General features: G+C 62.3%; 15 protein-coding genes. 8 read left to right on the forward strand and 7 right to left on the reverse strand.

The window, feature by feature from the left end:
* Positions 1-62: 62 nt before the first annotated feature.
* The gene (locus F8N66_RS22695; protein ID WP_150772305.1) at positions 63-944 is read right to left on the reverse strand and encodes a LysR substrate-binding domain-containing protein; all 882 of its coding nucleotides are present in this window, start codon (positions 942-944) and stop codon (positions 63-65) included.
* A 158-nt stretch (positions 945-1,102) separates the two neighbouring features.
* Here F8N66_RS22695 and F8N66_RS22700 point away from each other — a divergent pair, with 158 nt between their 5' ends.
* From F8N66_RS22700 to F8N66_RS22730, 6 genes are all read left to right on the forward strand, one after another.
* Positions 1,103-2,740: a 5-guanidino-2-oxopentanoate decarboxylase gene (locus F8N66_RS22700; RefSeq protein WP_150772306.1), complete on the forward strand. Its 1,638-nt coding sequence runs from the start codon at positions 1,103-1,105 to the stop codon at positions 2,738-2,740.
* An 8-nt stretch (positions 2,741-2,748) separates the two neighbouring features.
* Positions 2,749-4,197: an aldehyde dehydrogenase family protein gene (locus F8N66_RS22705; protein WP_150772473.1), complete on the forward strand. Its 1,449-nt coding sequence runs from the start codon at positions 2,749-2,751 to the stop codon at positions 4,195-4,197.
* Positions 4,198-4,414: 217 nt separating this feature from the next.
* Positions 4,415-5,518 carry an extracellular solute-binding protein gene (locus F8N66_RS22710; protein ID WP_150772307.1) on the forward strand — a complete coding sequence of 368 codons (1,104 nt, stop codon included), beginning with the start codon at positions 4,415-4,417 and terminating at the stop codon, positions 5,516-5,518.
* Between the two features lie 175 nt (positions 5,519-5,693).
* Positions 5,694-6,602, forward strand: a complete 909-nt coding sequence (locus tag F8N66_RS22720; protein ID WP_150772308.1) for an ABC transporter permease — start codon at positions 5,694-5,696, stop codon at positions 6,600-6,602.
* A complete protein-coding gene (locus tag F8N66_RS22725) occupies positions 6,599-7,447 on the forward strand; it encodes an ABC transporter permease (RefSeq protein ID WP_150772309.1) in 849 nt (282 codons plus the stop codon). Before F8N66_RS22720 ends, F8N66_RS22725 begins: the two co-directional genes overlap by 4 nt.
* A gap of 16 nt (positions 7,448-7,463) precedes the next feature.
* A complete protein-coding gene (locus tag F8N66_RS22730; RefSeq protein WP_150772310.1) occupies positions 7,464-8,519 on the forward strand; it encodes an ABC transporter ATP-binding protein in 1,056 nt (351 codons plus the stop codon).
* 131 nt (positions 8,520-8,650) lie between these two features.
* Here the strand turns inward: F8N66_RS22730 and F8N66_RS22740 are convergent, their stop codons facing one another.
* Positions 8,651-9,580 (reverse strand): AraC family transcriptional regulator, encoded by a 930-nt coding sequence (locus F8N66_RS22740; RefSeq protein WP_150772312.1) that lies wholly within the window; start codon positions 9,578-9,580, stop codon positions 8,651-8,653.
* Between the two features lie 417 nt (positions 9,581-9,997).
* Here F8N66_RS22740 and F8N66_RS22745 point away from each other — a divergent pair, with 417 nt between their 5' ends.
* Positions 9,998-10,351, forward strand: coding sequence for a putative quinol monooxygenase (locus F8N66_RS22745; RefSeq protein WP_150772313.1), 354 nt, complete (start codon positions 9,998-10,000; stop codon positions 10,349-10,351).
* Between the two features lie 41 nt (positions 10,352-10,392).
* Positions 10,393-10,623, forward strand: coding sequence for a hypothetical protein (locus tag F8N66_RS22750; protein ID WP_150772314.1), 231 nt, complete (start codon positions 10,393-10,395; stop codon positions 10,621-10,623).
* A 7-nt stretch (positions 10,624-10,630) separates the two neighbouring features.
* Here F8N66_RS22750 and F8N66_RS22755 read toward each other — a convergent pair whose 3' ends face one another.
* From F8N66_RS22755 to F8N66_RS22775, 5 genes are all read right to left on the reverse strand, one after another.
* Positions 10,631-11,260: a flavin reductase family protein gene (locus F8N66_RS22755; protein WP_150772315.1), complete on the reverse strand. Its 630-nt coding sequence runs from the start codon at positions 11,258-11,260 to the stop codon at positions 10,631-10,633.
* A 240-nt stretch (positions 11,261-11,500) separates the two neighbouring features.
* A complete protein-coding gene (locus F8N66_RS22760) occupies positions 11,501-11,989 on the reverse strand; it encodes a heme utilization protein (RefSeq protein WP_150772316.1) in 489 nt (162 codons plus the stop codon).
* Between the two features lie 316 nt (positions 11,990-12,305).
* On the reverse strand, positions 12,306-13,625 hold the full coding sequence (locus F8N66_RS22765) for an MFS transporter (RefSeq protein ID WP_150772317.1): 1,320 nt from the start codon (positions 13,623-13,625) through the stop codon (positions 12,306-12,308).
* A 312-nt stretch (positions 13,626-13,937) separates the two neighbouring features.
* Complete coding sequence (locus tag F8N66_RS22770; protein ID WP_150772318.1) at positions 13,938-15,263, reverse strand: sigma-54-dependent transcriptional regulator; 1,326 nt, start codon at positions 15,261-15,263, stop codon at positions 13,938-13,940.
* Positions 15,248-17,023, reverse strand: coding sequence for a sensor histidine kinase (locus F8N66_RS22775; protein WP_150772319.1), 1,776 nt, complete (start codon positions 17,021-17,023; stop codon positions 15,248-15,250). The genes F8N66_RS22770 and F8N66_RS22775 overlap by 16 nt, the downstream gene beginning before the upstream one ends.
* Positions 17,024-17,251: the final 228 nt, after the last annotated feature.

The raw sequence follows: 17,251 nt of genomic DNA on the forward strand, positions 1-17,251 counted from the left end.
TTCCTGCTGACGGAACCGGATCAAATGTGGGAGCGGGCTTGCTCGCGAAGTTTTTCAGAATTTCAGCGGCTCTGCGCCTGCTCCACCAACCACCCCGTCAACTCGCGCAATTTCGGCGAAGGTGCGGGTTTTTCCGGGAACACCAGGTAATACCCCAGTCCGGTTTTTACCTTCAGGTCAAAGGGCATGACCAGCCGTCCGGCGTCCAGGTCATCGCCGATCAACGACCAGTCGCCAATCGCCACCCCTGTCCCCTGTGACGCCATCGACATCGCCAGGTCCAGCGTTTCGAAGTGCTGGCCCTTGCCGACATTGCTCAACTGCACGTCCGCGGCTTTCAGCCAGGCCTTCCAGTCCCGTTCATCGCGAGTGGGGTGCAACAGCAGGTGTTGTTGCAGGTCGGCCGGGCTCTGCAGGGCCAGCGTTCCTTCCAGCATCGGCCGGGAACACACCGGCGTCAGTTGCTCGTCGAACAGGTGACAGGACGCCAGCGCGCTGTCCGGCGGCGGGCCGTACATCACCGCCGCGTCGAACTGCTCGCGATGGAAATCCACGCCATGCTTGACCGTGGTGGTGAGTTCCACCGGCACATCCGGGCGTTCCCGTTGCCACTGCAAAAGACGCGGCAACAACCAGCGCATGACGCAAGTCGGCGCCTTGAGTTGCAGGGTTTCGCGTTTCTCGCCGATCTGATCGACGGCCTCGTCGATCAAGCCGAAAATCTGCTGCACCCGTGGCAGCCACTCCCGTCCTTCGGCCGTCAGGTCCAGGCCCCGGGCCTGGCGGATGAACAATTCATAACCGAGAAAATCTTCCAGCCCGGCGATCTGCCGACTCACCGCGCCCTGGGTGATGAACAGCTGTTCGGCGGCACGGGTGAAGTTGCAGCACTGCGCGGTAATCAGAAAAGTGTGCAGCGCCGGCAGGGGAGGCAGTCGTTTCATTGGGATCCAAGGTATGACGTGAGGACATGGCTAGTATGACTTTTTATCCATTGTTGCGGCTACGTGTCGCCCGTTCCAATGAGGCCATCCCTGGACCTGCGAATCCATCATAAACACACGCAGGCCCGGCGTCTCAAACGAACAAGAAGGGCAATGACATGGCGACGTGCGGCGAAGTATTGGTCAAGTTACTCGAAGACTACGGGGTTGAGCAGGTGTTCGGCATTCCCGGTGTGCACACCGTGGAGCTGTATCGCGGGCTGGCCCGTTCGAGCATCAACCACGTCACGCCGCGTCACGAGCAAGGCGCCGGTTTCATGGCCGACGGCTATGCCCGCACCAGCGGCAAGCCGGGTGTGTGCTTCATCATCACCGGCCCTGGCATGACCAACATCACCACGGCGATGGGCCAGGCTTATGCCGATTCGATCCCGATGCTGGTGATCTCCAGCGTGCAGTCCCGCAACCAGTTGGGCGGCGGTCGCGGCAAGCTGCACGAACTGCCGAACCAGAGCGCACTGTGTGCCGGTGTTGCGCAGTTCTCCCACACCCTGATGTCGGCGTCCGAGCTGCCAGGCGTGCTGGCCCGCGCCTTTGCGCTGTTCCAGGCCGGTCGTCCGCGTCCGGTGCACATCGAAATCCCGTTGGACGTGCTGGTTGAAGAAGCCGATGAGCTACTCGCCAGCCTGCCGGTCAACATCGACCGCGCCGGTGCTGCACCCTCCGCCGTGAGCCGCATGACCGACCTGCTGGCCACCGCCCAGCGTCCGCTGATCCTGGCCGGAGGCGGTGCCATCGATGCCGCCGCCGAGTTGACCCAGCTGGCCGAACTGCTGGACGCACCGGTGGCCCTGACCATCAACGCCAAAGGCATGCTCGAATCCGCTCACCCGCTGTTGATCGGTTCGACCCAGAGCCTGGTCGCGACCCGTGCGCTGGTGGCCGAGGCCGACGTGGTGCTGGCCATCGGTACTGAACTGGCGGAGACCGATTACGACGTCACCTTCAAGGGTGGTTTCGAGATTCCCGGCAAGCTGCTGCGCATCGACATCGATCCGGACCAGACCGTGCGCAACTATCCGCCGCACGTGGCATTGGTGGCCGACTCGCGCAACGCCGCCCAGGCCTTGATCAGCTCGCTGTCCCACAAGCCCCTGGCCGCGCGCCGCAACGATTGGGGTCAGGTACGTGCGGCCCGTCTGCGCGAAGAACTGGCCGCCAGTTGGGATGCGCCGACCCTGGCCCAGACCCGTTTCCTGGAAACCGTGCTGCACGAATTGCCCGACGCAGTATTCGTCGGCGATTCGACCCAACCGGTGTACACCGGCAACCTGACGTTCAACCCGCAGCGCCCGCGCCGCTGGTTCAACTCGTCCACCGGTTACGGCACCCTCGGCTACGCACTGCCGGCGGCGATTGGCGCCTGGCTCGGCGGCAGCGCTGAAACCGGTTCGCGTCCTCCCGTAGTGTGCCTGATTGGCGACGGCGGCCTGCAATTCACCTTGCCGGAACTGGCCAGCGCCGTTGAAGCGCAAACCCCGGTGATCGTGTTGCTGTGGAATAACCAGGGCTACGAGGAGATCAAGAAGTACATGGTCAACCGCGCCATCGAGCCGGTCGGCGTCGATATCTACACCCCGGATTTCATCGGTGTGGCCAAGGCCCTGGGTTGCGCCGCCGAAGCGGCCAATAATGTCGAGCAACTGCGCGGCGCCTTGCGTGTCGCCGCCGACCGCCAGGGCCCGACCCTGATCGAAATCGATCAGACCCTGTGGACCCAGGCGGTGTCGAAATGAGCTTCTCTCTGACTTTACCGACCACATTGGACGGCCTGTTCATCGACGGTCAATGGTCGGCGGGCAGCGAACATTTGCGCGTGATCAACCCGGCCACCGAAGCCCTGTTGACCACCGTGAACGGCGGTGACGAACGCGCTGTCGAGCACGCCGTCAGCGCGGCGACCAAGGCCTTCGCCGACTGGTCGAAAACCACCGGCGCCGAACGCGGCGCGATCCTGCGCAAAATCGCCGCTGGCGTGCAGGCCGGTCGCGACCAGTTGATGCACTTGCAATCGAGCAACAATGGCAAGCCACAGTTCGAAGCGGCCATCGACGTCGATGACGTGATCGCCACCTTCGAGTACTACGCCGGGCTGGCCGAAGGCCTGGACGCGAAACAGGACAGCGCCGTCGAGTTGCCGAGCGATGACTTCAGCGCTCGCCTGCGCCGTGAGCCTTGCGGTGTGGTCGGCCTGATCGTGCCGTGGAATTTCCCGATGGTCACCACCGCCTGGAAACTCGCCCCGGCCCTGGCCGCCGGTTGCTGCGTGGTGCTCAAACCGTCGGAGGTGACACCGCTGCCGGAACTGGAACTGGCAGCGATTATCGCTGATGCCGGCTTGCCGGCCGGCGTGTTCAACGTGGTGTGCGGTACGGGCCTGGCCGTTGGCGCGCCGCTGTCGGCGGACCCGCGCATCGCCAAGATTTCCTTCACCGGCAGCAATGCGGTGGGCGTGCAGGTCATGCAGCGCGCAGCGGAAACCGTCAAGGGCGTAAGCCTGGAACTGGGCGGCAAATCGTCGCTGCTGGTGCTGGCTGAGGCCGATATCGAACTGGCCGTGGAAGTGGCTTGCGGTGGCGGTTTCTTCAACGCCGGGCAGATGTGCTCCGCCACCAGCCGCGTGCTGGTCGCCGATGAACTGGCCGATGAATTCATGACCCGCTTGCAGGCTCGCGCCGAAGCGATTCGCGTGGCCGATCCGTTCGACCCGGCCGTGGAAATGGGCGCGCTGGTCAATCAGGCGCAATACCAGCGCGTGCTCGGCCATATCGATCGCGGTTTGAGTGCCGGCGCCAGGCTGGTTTGCGGCGGTAATCGTCCCGCCGACCTGCCACGCGGATATTTTCTGCAGCCGACCATCTTCACCGACGTGCCCCTCGACAGTGCGCTGTGGTGTGAAGAGATTTTTGGACCGGTGATCTGCGTGCGCCGCTTTGCCTCCGAAGCCGAGGCCATTGCCCTGGCCAACGACAGCCAGTTCGGTCTGGTCGCCAGTGTAGTCACGCGCAATGCCGAAGCCGCGGATCGCGTCGCCAACGCTTTGCAGGCGGGGCTTGTGTGGATCAACGCGCCGCAGGTGATCTTTCCGCAGACCGCCTGGGGCGGCTACAAGCAGAGCAGCATCGGCCGCGAATTGGGGCCATGGGGCTTGCAGGCTTTCCAGGAAATCAAACACGTGATTCGGGCCGTCTGAAGGCACGGAAATGGTGTGCGCATGCCCCCCGTTGAGGCATGCGCTGGTGTCATGGCTTCGATGAATTTTTATCGATAGTCAGGTGTTTTACACCCCCTCAGGATGAACTTACTGGTTCAGCCAAGCCCCCGAAAATACGAGGGCCAGTGCTGGTCCGGCCGCGCGGATGCAACAGTTTCGACCTGCCTTATACCTACAAAAACAAAGGGAGTCCGTAATGGGCGAGCATGATCTGAACAGACGTCAATTCATCAAGACCGTGGGCGTAGCCTCGGTTGCCGCGGCGGCCATGAGCCTGCCGTTCGTCAAGGCCAATGCCAGCGACACTCGCTTTCAAGGCAAGACCCTGCGTCTGCTGACTTGGTCCGATGACACTGGGCTGGCGGCACTGCGCAACATCGCGGCGACCTTCGAAGACAAGTACGGTGTCAAGGTCATCGCCGACCGCACCGGCAGTACTTCGGAAATGGTCGCCAAGCTGAAAGCCGGCGGTGATCGTCCGCAGTACGACATCATCACCCTGGCCGGCGTCGGCGCCGAAGGCCTGGCCGCCGCCAACCTGCTGGAAAAACCCGACCTCAACCGCATTCCCAACCTGGTCGACGTACCGGAGAAATACCGCACCGGCGCCAATGGCCACGGTATCGGTTACCTGCTCTGGTGCAACAGCCTGGTCTACAGCACCCGCACCATCAAGGAAGCCCCGAACAGCTACGCCGCCCTGTGGGATGCCGACCTGTCGCCGAACATCTTCCTGCCGCCGCCGAACTGGACCGAGGCGATGGACCTGATCATCATCGCCGCCAAACTGGCCGGTGGTGACGAGCACAACATCGAGCCTGGCTTCAAGAAGCTGGCCGAACTCAAGGACCGCGTGGTGACCCTGGGCGAAAACCCGAACCAGATCGCCGAGCTGTTCCGCACCGGCTCCCTGGACATGGGTGGCCTGTACGCGCCAGCCTTCTTCCCGAAACAGATCCGCGATCCGAACTACGGCCTGGGCGCCACCTTCGGCATGAAGGAAGGTTTCTACACCGACCTGATGCTCTCGGTGATGCCAAAGAACCGTCCGGGCGACACCGACCTGGCCTACGCCTTCATCAACCACTCCCTGGACCCGCTGGTGCAGGGCAAGATGGCCGAAGACATCTACAACGGTCCGGTGAACGCCAAGGCGATCATCTCCGCCGAAGCGCGCAAGAGCCCGTACATCCTCACGCCGGAGCAAATTGCCGAGAAGGCGATCATGCACGACAACGCCTTCCTGGCCACCGTGCATGACCAATGGATTCGTCGTTACACGGAAATCTTTTCTTCCTGATCTTCGACCACTGAAGATCCCCTGTGGGAGCGAGCCTGCTCGCGAATGCGGTCTGACATTCACCATGAATGTCGACTGATAGATCGCTTTCGCGAGCAGGCTCGCTCCTACAAGGGAATGATGTGTCTGGAAGATCTGTGTTTGTCAGCTGCTTTCCATTGACGAGACCCTTGCTATGGAACACCAACCTTTGACCCATTCGGTCAGCGTCGCACCGGCGCGCCCGAGTCGGGGCGTTTCGCCGACGGCGCGCGCCTGGTTTTTCCTCTCGCCATCGATGCTGTTCCTGGGCGTGTTGATTGCCGCCAGCCTGCTGGTACTGCGCATGAGCGTGGGCACCAAGGGCGCGGAATGGTCCGGCTTCAGCCTGGCCAGTTATGCCCAATTGCTGGAACCCTACTACCTCAAATCCCTGCTGCTGACCCTGCGCCTGGCGCTGATCAGCGCGGTGATTGCCGTGATACTGGCGATCCCGGTGGCCTACACCATGTCGCGGCTGACGTCCCCGTTCGTGCGCCGGATCTTCCTCGCCGCGGTGTTGCTGCCGTTGCTGGTCAACCTGCTGCTGCAAAGCTACGGCTGGCTGGTGATTCTCGGCCCGGGCGGGATGCTCAACCAGGCGCTGATGGGCCTGGGCCTGATCAAGCGTCCGATCATGCTGCTGTACAACCAGAACGGCGTGTTGATGGGCCTGGTGCAAACCGCCTTCCCGCTGGCCGTGCTGCCGATTGCCAGCGCCATGCGCGGCGTCGCGCGCAGTTACGAAGAAGCCGCCGCGACACTCGGCGCCAGTCGCTTGCAGGTGTTCCGCCAGGTGGTATTGCCGATGAGCCTGCCCGGCATCATTACCGGTGCGACGCTGGTGTTTGCCTACAACGCCAGCAGCTTCGTGGTGCCGCTGCTGCTCGGCGGCCGTCGCGTGCCGATGCTGGCGGTGATGGTGCATGACCAGATCGCCCCGCTGATGAACTGGCCCGCCGCGTCCGCCGCCGGGGTGGTGCTGATCGTCACCACGCTGGCCATCATGACTTTGTCCGAATACATCACGGGCCGTCGCCGGCGCATGTTGGAGGCTTCGCAATGAGCACCTTGATCAAAAAGCGCCACTCGCTGTTGCCGGGTGACACCGGCAAGTTCGCCGGCATCCTCTCGGGCTTCATCCTGCTGCTGGCGGTGCTGCCGATCCTGACCATGATCGTCATGTCCTTCAGCGGCGCGTCGAACCTCGACTTCCCGCCCAGCAGCTACAGCCTGCAATGGTACAAGGCCGCCTGGCACACCTTCGTGTCGCCGGACGCCAGCGACGTGCTGAGCCTGGGCAAGGCCATGACCACCAGCCTGATGGTGGCGTGCCTGACCATGGTCTTCGCCACGATCATCGCCGTGCCGGCGGCCTATGCGCTGACCCGTTGCGAGTTCCGCGGCAAGGCCGTGGCGTTGCAGCTGATGTCTTTGCCCCTGGTGTTCCCGATGGTGGTGCTGGGCCTGGCCTTGCTGCTGGTGTTCGACAGCCTGCCATTCCAGATGACCACCTCGCGGCTGGTGATTGCCCACGTGATCCTGGCCTTGCCGTTCGTGGTGAAAAACTGCACGGCGGCCATGCTTTCGATCGGCAGCGAAGTGGAAGAGGCCGCGCAAATGCTCGGCGCTTCACCGCTGCGGGCGATTGTCGACGTGGTGGTGCCGTTGATGAAGTCGGGGATCCTGGCGGGCATGCTGCTGGCGTTCATCGTCTCGTTCAACGAGTTCACCGTGACCTATTTCCTCTACACCATCGACGTGATGACCGTGCCGATCTGGATGTACAGCCGCACTGTGTCTTCGCTCGACCCCACCGTATTTTCGTTTGCCGTGCTGATCGTGCTGATCGACTTCGTGCTCATTTGGGCGCTGGAAAAGCTGGTTGGCGAAGGCGGCGTTTCGTTCTGATTTCTTGAGGTGATTTATGTCTGGTCTGATTCTGGAAAACGTCGAGAAACACTACGGCTCGGCCTGCGCGGTAAAGGATGTGAACCTGCATTTGCCCGAGGGCAAACTGGTGTGTTTCCTCGGCCCGTCGGGCTGCGGCAAGACCACCTTGCTGCGCATGATCGCCGGCCTGGAAACCCTGACCGGTGGCGAGATTCGCCTGGACGGCGAAGACATCGGCCACACCCCGGCGCACTTGCGCAATTTCGGCATGGTCTTCCAATCTTTGGCGCTGTTCCCGCACATGACCGTGGGGGAGAACATCGCCTATCCGCTGAAGCTGCGCGGGGTCAGCAAGGCTGATCAGCAGGCACGGGTGGTGGAGTTGCTGGAGCTGATCCAGCTGCAACCGATGATCGATCGCCCGGTGGCCAAGCTTTCCGGCGGCCAGCGTCAGCGCGTGGCAATTGCCCGGGCGATTGCCAACCACCCGAAAATCCTTTTGCTCGATGAACCGCTGTCGGCGCTGGACGCCAAGCTGCGCGAGTCGATGCAGGTGGAAATCCGCCAGCTGCAACAGCGCCTGAACATCACCACCATCATGGTCACCCACGACCAGCGCGAGGCCATGACCATGGCCGATATCGTCGTCGTGTTGGGCGAGCATCGGGTGCAGCAGGTGGGTACGCCGATCGAGATCTACCGCCACCCGGCCAACGAGTTCGTCGCCGACTTCATCGGCTCCGGCAACATCTTCCCGGCCACCGCGCTGGGCAACGGCAAGGTCAGCCTGCCGGGCGGGGATGCACTGGACGTGCCGATCTGCAGCAGCATTGTGGTGGGGGAGAAGGTGAAGATGCTGATTCGCCCTGAGGACCTGCAACTGTCGCCGGCCCAGGCGACGGCGGGTAACCGCTTGCTGGGCAAGGTGACGTTCGTGCGGGATATCGGTGCGACCATTGAAACGACAGTGGAGTGTTCCGGGGTTTCCTTTACTGCGTTGAGCACGCCGAACCAGGACGTTGGCTTGAGCGTCGGGCATCCGGTGTCGGTGACCCTGCCTGCCGAGGCTTGCCGGGTGCTCGGCGCCTGATCCGGGTTTGATGTTGGCTTTGCTGGCCTCTTCGCGAGCAAGCCCGCTCCCACAGTGGATGGGTGTACACAAGACCATTGTGGGAGCGGGCTTGCTCGCGAAGAGGCCGGTACAGCCAACCCAAACCTCAGTCAGACCGACAATCGCAACCGCGCCAGATCCCTTAACGGCGGCGCCCCGAACAACCGGCTGTATTCCCGGCTGAATTGCGAAGGGCTCTCATACCCCACCCGATACCCCGCCGCCGAAGCTTCCAGTCCTTCGGCCAGCATCAGGCGACGCGCCTCTTGCAGGCGCAGCTGCTTCTGATACTGCAACGGGCTCATCGCCGTCATCGCCTTGAAGCGGTGATGCAGCGTCGACACGCTCAGGTTCACTTCCTTCGCCAGGTCATCGATGCGCAGCGGTTGTTCAAAGTTGCCGTTGAGCCATTTGATCGCCTGGCTGATGCGATGGCTCTGACTGTTGGTGATGGCGATTTCGTACAAGCGATGGCCCTGCGGGCTGCGCAGCAATCGATAGAGAATCTCCCGCCGGATCAGCGGCGCGAGCATGGCGATGTCTTTCGGTGTATCGAGCAATCGCGTCAGGCGCAGTACCGCATCGAGCATCGCCGTGTCGATGCGTTCCACATACAAGCCGCGCCCGGTCGGCCGGGTGGGCACGCCGATGGGGCCCGCGTCGGCGATCAATGCGGTAATTTCCGTGGGGTCGATGTCCAGCCGCACGGCCAGGATCGGTTCTTCGGCCGAAACATTCACCACCCGGCCGCTGAGCGGCATCGAGACCGAGACCACCAGGTAATTCAACGGGTCGTAATTGAAGTACTCGTCCGCCAGCCGAACTTCCTTGCGCCCCTGGGCCATGATGCACAGCGCCGGCTGCGCGAGCACCGGGGCGAAGTCGTGGTTTTGACTGTGGCGCGACATGAACAGCGAATCGACGGCGGTGGCATAACTGCCATCTTCGCCGGTGTTGCGCCGGATGATCGCCGCGAGTTCGGCGCGCTGCTTTTCCATCTCGGTATCCAGTGGGGAAGGAAAGTGATCGAGCGACGACATGCAAGGCATCCTCGTTAACGCATGGGCAATGGGCCGAGCTTAAGTTTGTGCAAGGAACAGCGGTAGACACATCCTGCCTGATGCTTGCCTGATTCTGCACGGAGTTGCTCCTGTGCCAGCCCTGACACACGCAGCCCCTGATGCCCGATCCCCTGTAGGAGCTGCCGCAGGCTGCGATCTTTTGATCCTGTTCTTAAAGATCAAAAGATCGCAGCCTGCGGCAGCTCCTACACAAAACGCGTATGGCAGTACCGTGACAACGTCTCACACCTTGTTACAGGCTGTCCCCGCAGTCTCGCAGGATTGTGCAACAGGCCGGCAGGAATCGACTAACGACCCGCGTGTCTGGAGCTTTAATCTTGGATCCTGTCGCAGCCCGTCCGCTGGCTGCCACGCGACTCCCCGGGAGGGTTGAACATGTCAAAGCAAATCCCCGTCAGTCATATGGCCTTTGTCCGGGCGCGCGCCGGACGTTCGCAGGAGCTGGGTGTGCGCCTCAGCGCGCTGATCGAACCGTCTCGTGCCGCGCCAGGCTGCCTGAACTTTGCCTTGCAACATTCGCAATGCGACCCGGAGCTGTGGCTGGTGTCCGGTTTCTGGGTCAATCAACAGGCCATGAACGCGTATTTCAACACCCCGTCCATGGAGATTTTTGCCGAGCTGGTGCAGGAGCTGGTGGTCAACAGCCTGGATTTTCACACCTTCAAGGAGGTGTCGGCGGCGCAGGCCCTGCGCCAACCCGGGGCAGCGGTACACAAACTGGCCGGTTGAGGGTTTAATGGCAGCATTCTCAATCAGCCAGGATGCGCGACATGGCACGCAAAGCCTTTGAAACCTTCGAAGCAGTATCGGCCGTAGTCCCCCGTGAAGGCGGGTATTACGCGGCAATCGCCACCAAAGCCATCGGCGGTGCCGGTGCGCCTCGCTTCAACAAACTGCTGGAAGAGCAGACCTTCAAGACCGCCAAGGAAGCAGACGAAGCCGCCGCCCTGCAGCTGACTCACCTCAAGGGTGTCGGCGAAGAAGGCGAGCTGATCTGGTAGTCAGTCGTTACTTGTTCGCCCCCGGGCGGTACATCTTGAACAACGCCTCAGGCCCCAGCTGGAAATAATCCGCCGGCCCGCCGCCGCGCAGAATCGGTTCTGCCGCGGCGGTGTCGTACACCCCGTCCTTCAACAGCCACTTGGCGATATGCACGGCGACCACTTCGCCGAGAATCAGCCAGCTCGGCACCACACTCCCGTCCGCGCGCTGCAACTGAATGATCTGCGTGACCTTGCACTCGAAGGACACCGGGCTTTCAGCGACCCGTGGTACCTGAATGATTGTCGAGGCGACGGTGTTCAGGCCGGCCAATTCGAACTCATTGACCTGCGGCCCGACGTTGGCGCAGCTCTGGTTCATTTGTTCGGCCAGGGGGCGGGTGGCGAGGTTCCAGGCGAATTCACCGGTCTGCTCGATGTTGTTCAGGCTGTCTTTGCGGCCGATGCTGGAGAACCCAATGATCGGCGGGATGTAGTTGAAGGCATTGAAAAAACTGTAGGGCGCCAGGTTCAAGTGGCCGTTGGCATCCTGTGAAGAGATCCAGCCGATGGGGCGCGGGCCAACGATCGCATTGAACGGATCGTGGGGCAGGCCGTGGCCGTTGGCGGGTTCGTAATAGTGGATGTCGTCGGGCATTGGGAAAATCCTGGGGCTTTCTGGAGGCCACCATGGTGCTAGGACCGGCACGATTTTTCCAGCCAATAAACTTCCCTGTAGGAACTGCCGCAGGCTGCGATCTTTCGATTTTCAAAGGCAAGATCAAAAGATCGCAGCCTGCGGCAGCTCCTACAGGTTCTGAGCCAGGCCACATGTTTTGCTGTGCTGCAGAAATGACAAAGCCCGGCCGAAGCCGGGCTGTAGTGTCGCGTGAACGGATCAGCTGACAGTAGCGCCGCCGGTGCGGTCGTAACCATCGGCAGCGACGGTGGCGCCGCCGGTGCGGTCATAGCCATCGGCTGCGACGGTGGCGCCGCCGGTGCGGTCGTAACCATCGGCAGCGACGGTGGCGCCGCCGGTGCGGTCGTAACCATCGGCAGCGACGGTGGCGCCGCCGGTGCGGTCATAGCCATCGGCTGCGACAGTGGCGCCGCCGGTGCGGTCGTAACCATCGGCAGCGACGGTGGCGCCGCCGGTGCGGTCGTAACCATCGGCAGCGACGGTGGCGCCGCCGGTGCGGTCGTAACCATCGGCTGCGACGGTGGCGCCGCCGGTGCGATCGTAACCATCGGCTGCGACGGTGGCGCCGCCGGTGCGGTCATAACCATCGGCTGCGACAGCGGAGCCGGTACGGTCGTAGCCGTCGGCGGCAAAGGTGTTGGCAGCCAGTACGGACAGGGCCAGGGCGAGGATCAGTTTGGTTTTCATTTTCATTTCTCCGTGTTCTTGGCGATTTGCGTCTTGGGTATAGGGTTCATGCTATCGCCAATTAACCTGATTAAAAATCACAAAATAATGCTAATAAGTATCGATTAAGTAGATGTTAACCCCGTCAGACCTGACCGCTTTCAAGGTCTGAATGAGCGCATGGCCATTAATCGATTGGGCAGGTTCAGGATGGGGGGCGAGCATTAACGCGTGATTATTCGCAGCCGATGGGGGATGAAGGATTTTTCATACGGCGTGCCAACGAAAAAGGGGCAGACCCCGACGGTCTGCCCCTTTGGGTGTCACTCAGCGGGAATCAGTCGGTGACGATCCGCGAGTGCTTACGGGTGTCCTTCATGGTGATGTACACCAGCAAGGACACGGCGATGCACGCGGTGACGTACCAGTAGTAGCCGGTTTCCATGCCGATGCTTTTGAACCACAGCGCGATGTATTCAGCGGTGCCGCCGAAGATCGACACCGTCAGCGCGTACGGCAGGCCGACGCCCAGGGCGCGGATTTCGGTCGGGAACAGTTCGGCTTTGACCACCGCGTTGATCGAGGTGTAGCCGCTGACGATGATCAGTGCCGCCATGATCAGGAAGAACGCGCCCCACCAGGTCTGGATGGTGTGCAGGGTCATCAGGATCGGCACGGTGAAGATCGTACCGAGCACACCGAAGGCGATCAGGATCGGACGACGGCCGATCTTGTCCGACAGGCCGCCGATGATCGGTTGCAGGCACATGAACAGGAACAGCGTGGCGGCAGAAATGGTGGTGGAGTCGGAAATGCTCATGCCGACAGTGTTCACCAGGTATTTCTGCATGTAGGTGGTGTAGGTGTAGAACGCCAGGGTACCGCCCATGGTCAGGCCGACCACGGTCATCAGTTCCTTCGGATGACGCATCAAGGTGCGCATCGCGCTTTCCTTGGCTTTTTCCTTCTTGGTGAACGACTCGGTTTCTTCCATGCCGCGACGCAGGTACAGCGCGACCACCGCACACAGTGCGCCGATGGCAAACGGAATACGCCAGCCCCACGCGTACAGCTCTTCGCTGGTCAGTACGTTTTGCAGGATGATCAGGACGCCCAGCGCGATGAGCTGGCCGGAGATCAGGGTCACGTACTGGAAACTGGAGAAGAAGCCGCGACGTTCCTTGGTCGCCATCTCACTGAGGTAAGTGGCCGAGGTGCCGTACTCGCCGCCGACCGACAGGCCCTGCAGCAGGCGGGCGAATACCAGCAGGATCGGCGCGCCGATGCCGATGGTTTCATAGCTCGGGCTGAGGGCGATCAGCAGGGAGCCGAAGCACATCAGGTACACCGAGGCCATCAGGGCCTTTTTACGCCCGACTTTGTCGGCGTACAGGCCCATCAGCCAGCCGCCGATCGGGCGCATGAGGAAACCCACGGCGAAGATCGCTGCAGTGTTCAGCAGTTGGGCGGTTGTGTCGCCCTTGGGGAAGAAGGTCTTGGCGAAGTACAGGGAGAAGGCGGCATAGACGTACCAGTCATACCATTCGACCATGTTGCCGACGGAGCCGCTGAAGATCGATTTGATGCGGCTGGAGGTGGTGCGTTCTTTTGTCGGCGCGGCGGCCGACCCACGGGGCAGGGTACTGGAGTTATCCATTGAAGGATCCTTCGTTTAATTGTTTTTGTGGAGCGTTATGAAACGCAGCCTGCGGGGGCTATAGCAGGAGCTGTGCCAAGAGGGAGAGGGCCGGTCTAGAGGGGTTTTGCAGGGTGGATGAGCGGAAATCCGCTTATTGCGGATTGGTCGTGAGCGGAAAATCGCTCATTCGGCGTGGGCGTTTTTGTTGCCTGGGCTGGCCCCTTCGCGGGCAAGCCCGCTCCCACAATAAGCGCGGGTGTTCACAAGTTTTTATATACACCGCAAAACCCTGTGGGAGCGGGCTTGCCCGCGAAGGGGACGGGGCAGGCGCTACAAGAACATCTCGCGAGTAAGCCCATGCCGCTGCATCTTTTCATTGAACGTGCGGCGCGGCAGTTGCAGTTCCTCCAGTACGGCTTTGACATCACCTTTATGCCGGGTCAGCGCGGCGCGCAGGCACTGCGCTTCAAAGGCTTCCTGCTGTGCCGCCAGTGATTGCCCGGGCTCGATGCCCGCGGGGACCGGCTCGCCCAGCCCCAGGACCTGGCGTTCGGCGACGTTCGCCAGTTCGCGCACATTGCCGGGCCAGTCGTGGCTCAGCAGATGGCTCAATTGCGGGCCGGTCAAGGGGGAAAACGAGCGCCCCAGGCGCTCGGCGGCATTACGGGCGAACGCCTGGTACAACAATGGGATGTCTTCGCGACGATCGCGCAGCGGTGGCAGGCGCAGCTCGGCGACAGTCAAGCGATAGGCGAGGTCCTCGCGAAAGCGCCCGGCCCGCGCTTCATCGAGCAGGTCCGGTTTGGTCGCGGCGATGATGCGCAAGTCCACGCGGATGCTTTGGTTCGAACCCAGGCGCTCCAGCTTCTGCTCCTGCAACACCCGCAGCAATTTCACCTGCTGGGCCAGGGGCATGCTTTCGATCTCATCGAGAAACAACGTGCCGCCATCGGCGTATTCGAGCTTGCCGATGCGTTTGCCCTGAGCGCCGGTGAACGCGCCGCTTTCGTGGCCGAACAGCTCGGCTTCGAACAGTTGCTCGGGAATGGCCGCGCAGTTCAACGCGACAAAGGGTTTATCGGCACGGGGCCCGAAGTCGTGCAGGCAGCGGGCGACCAGTTCCTTGCCGCTGCCGGTTTCGCCACGGATCAGCACGTTGACCGGCAGCGCGGCCAGGTCCAGCACTTGCCCGCGCAAGGTCTGCAGGCCACGGGACACGCCGAGCAACGTGGCGTCGAGCCTGGCGCGATTGTCCGCCTGCTCGTGCAGGGCGCGGTTCTCCAGGACCAGCCGGCGCTTGTCCAGGGCGCGGCGCAGGCTGCCGAGCAGGGTTTCGGGGCTGAAGGGTTTTTCCAGGAAGTCGTAGGCCCCATCGCGCATGGCATCGACGGCCATCGGGACATCACCGTGGCCGGTCAGCAGGATCACTGGCAGGTCGGCATCGCGGCGCTGCACTTCGGCCAACAGTTCCAGCCCGGTCATGCCGGGCATGCGCACATCACTGAGAATCACCCCGGCAAAATGCCTGGGCAGCTGCGCCAGGCACTCGTCGGCACGGCTGAACAACTGCACCTGGAAACCCGACAGGCTCAGCCATTGTTCGACGGCGCTGCGGATGCTGCTTTCGTCGTCGACGACCATCACTGAGTTGAGCATGAGCCATCGGCCTCCAGGTCAATCGGCAACGTCAGGGTGAACACCGCGCCGTTATCGTGATTATCGGCCGTCAGGCGACCGCCGGTTTCATGAACGATAGCGAAAGACACCGCCAGGCCGATACCCAGGCCATCGCCGACCGGTTTGGTGGTGAAAAACGGATCGAACACCTTGGGCAGGTTTTCCGGGGCGATACCGCTGCCGTTGTCGATGACGCTCAATCGCCACACTTGTTCATCGGCTTCGAGGCGAATTTCCAGGCGTTTGCAGGAGGCGTCCTGCATCGCATCCAGCGCATTGCGCAGCAGGTTGATCAGCACCTGTTCCAGGCGAATCGCATCGCCACGCACCCAGGCCGGTCGCGCCAGATGCAGCACCGTGCTGACCTGTTCGTCGCGCAAGCGTGTGTCGAGCAGCTGCAACGACTGGTCGACCACCGCCGCCAGGTCCAGGCGTTCGCGCAAACCGCTGGGGCTCTTGCGGGCGAATGTTTTCAAGTGGCCGGTGAGGGCCGCCATGCGCGTGAGCATTTCATCCACCGGTTTGAGCGCCTTGTACGCTTCATCGACCCGACCGTGATCGAGCAGTAGCCTCAAAGTCGCAAGCTGCATGCGCTGCGCGGTCAGCGGCTGGTTAATCTCATGGGCCAGCGCGGCCGACATTTGCCCGAGGGCGGCGAGCTTGGCCGATTGCACCAGACCGTCCTGGGCCGTGCGCAGGTCGCGGGTGCGCTCTTCTACGAGTTGTTCCAGCTCCTCGCGACTGCGCTGGCGCAACCTGGCCAGGCGCCAGCGCTGGTTGAGAAACAGCACGAGAAACACCAAAGTCAGCCACAGGCCCGCAGCGGCGAGAGCGGCGTTGCGGCTGTCTTCGAAGGCCACGTGCGGGCGACGCAACAAGTGCAGCGTCCAGCCTTCGGCCGCCAGCGGCAGGGATTCCCACAAGTAATCGGCCGTGCCGTCCGGGCCGTTGACCCGCGCCAGGTCACTGTTGTCGTCGAAGCGGCGCAATGATTGGAATTCAAGCGGTGTCAGCGGCTGCTTGTCGTATTGGCGGGTGGTCTTGAGTTCGGCGTGATCGCTGTCGCTCAGCGGTTTCAGGTGGCGATAGCGCCAGCCCGGCTGGTTGGCGATGAAGATGATCCCGCGGGCGTCGCTGACCAGCAGCGTATCGCTGCCCTGGCGCCATTCGCGTTCCAGTTCCGGGAACTCCAGCTTCACCACCATCGCGCCGAGAAACTGCCCGTCGTCGTTGGTCACCGCGCTGGACAGGAAGTAGCCTGGAACGCCGCTGGTCACCCCCACGGCATAAAAGCGCCCGGTGCCTTGGGTGCGGGTCTGGTTGAAGTAGGGACGGAAACCGTAATTGTGGCCGACGTAACTGCTGGGTAAACGCCAGTTGCTCGCAGCGACCGCGAGGCCGGTGCGATCGAGCAGTTCCAGGGTCGAGGACTCGGCGGCGCCGTTGATTTTTTCCAGCTTGCGGTTCAGCTCGTCCTGTTTTGCCGGGCTCACGGGGCCTTTGAGCGCGTCACGTAATTGCGGGTCCAGCGCCAGCACCGAGGGCAGGGCGCGGTAGCGTTCGATCAGGGTATGCAGGGACGTGGCGTACAACGCCAGTTGCTGATTGGCCCGGGCCGCGTCTTCGACCAGGGATTGGCGCACGGTGTGGCGCATGGCCAGGGTGGCAGCGATGGCGGCACCGGCAATGATCAACACGGTGTACAGCGCCAGGCGCAGGGTGCGAGATGACTCAAACATGCAGGGCTTACACAAGGGATACGGAGGGGCCGCACGATAACATGGGTCTTTGCCGACATCCCACAAACCCCTGTAGGAGCTGCCGCAGGCTGCGATCTTTTGATCCTGATCTTTTCCAAGCCAAGCGCAAGATCAAAAGATCGCAGCCTGCGGCAGCTCCTACAGAAGCGGGTTTCAGGCAGGAATAAAAAAGGCGACAGGGATAGCCCTGTCGCCTTTTTTCGGGTC

This window comes from Pseudomonas fluorescens, from assembly GCF_902498195.1.
In the GTDB taxonomy this organism is placed as follows: domain Bacteria; phylum Pseudomonadota; class Gammaproteobacteria; order Pseudomonadales; family Pseudomonadaceae; genus Aquipseudomonas; species Aquipseudomonas fluorescens_BU.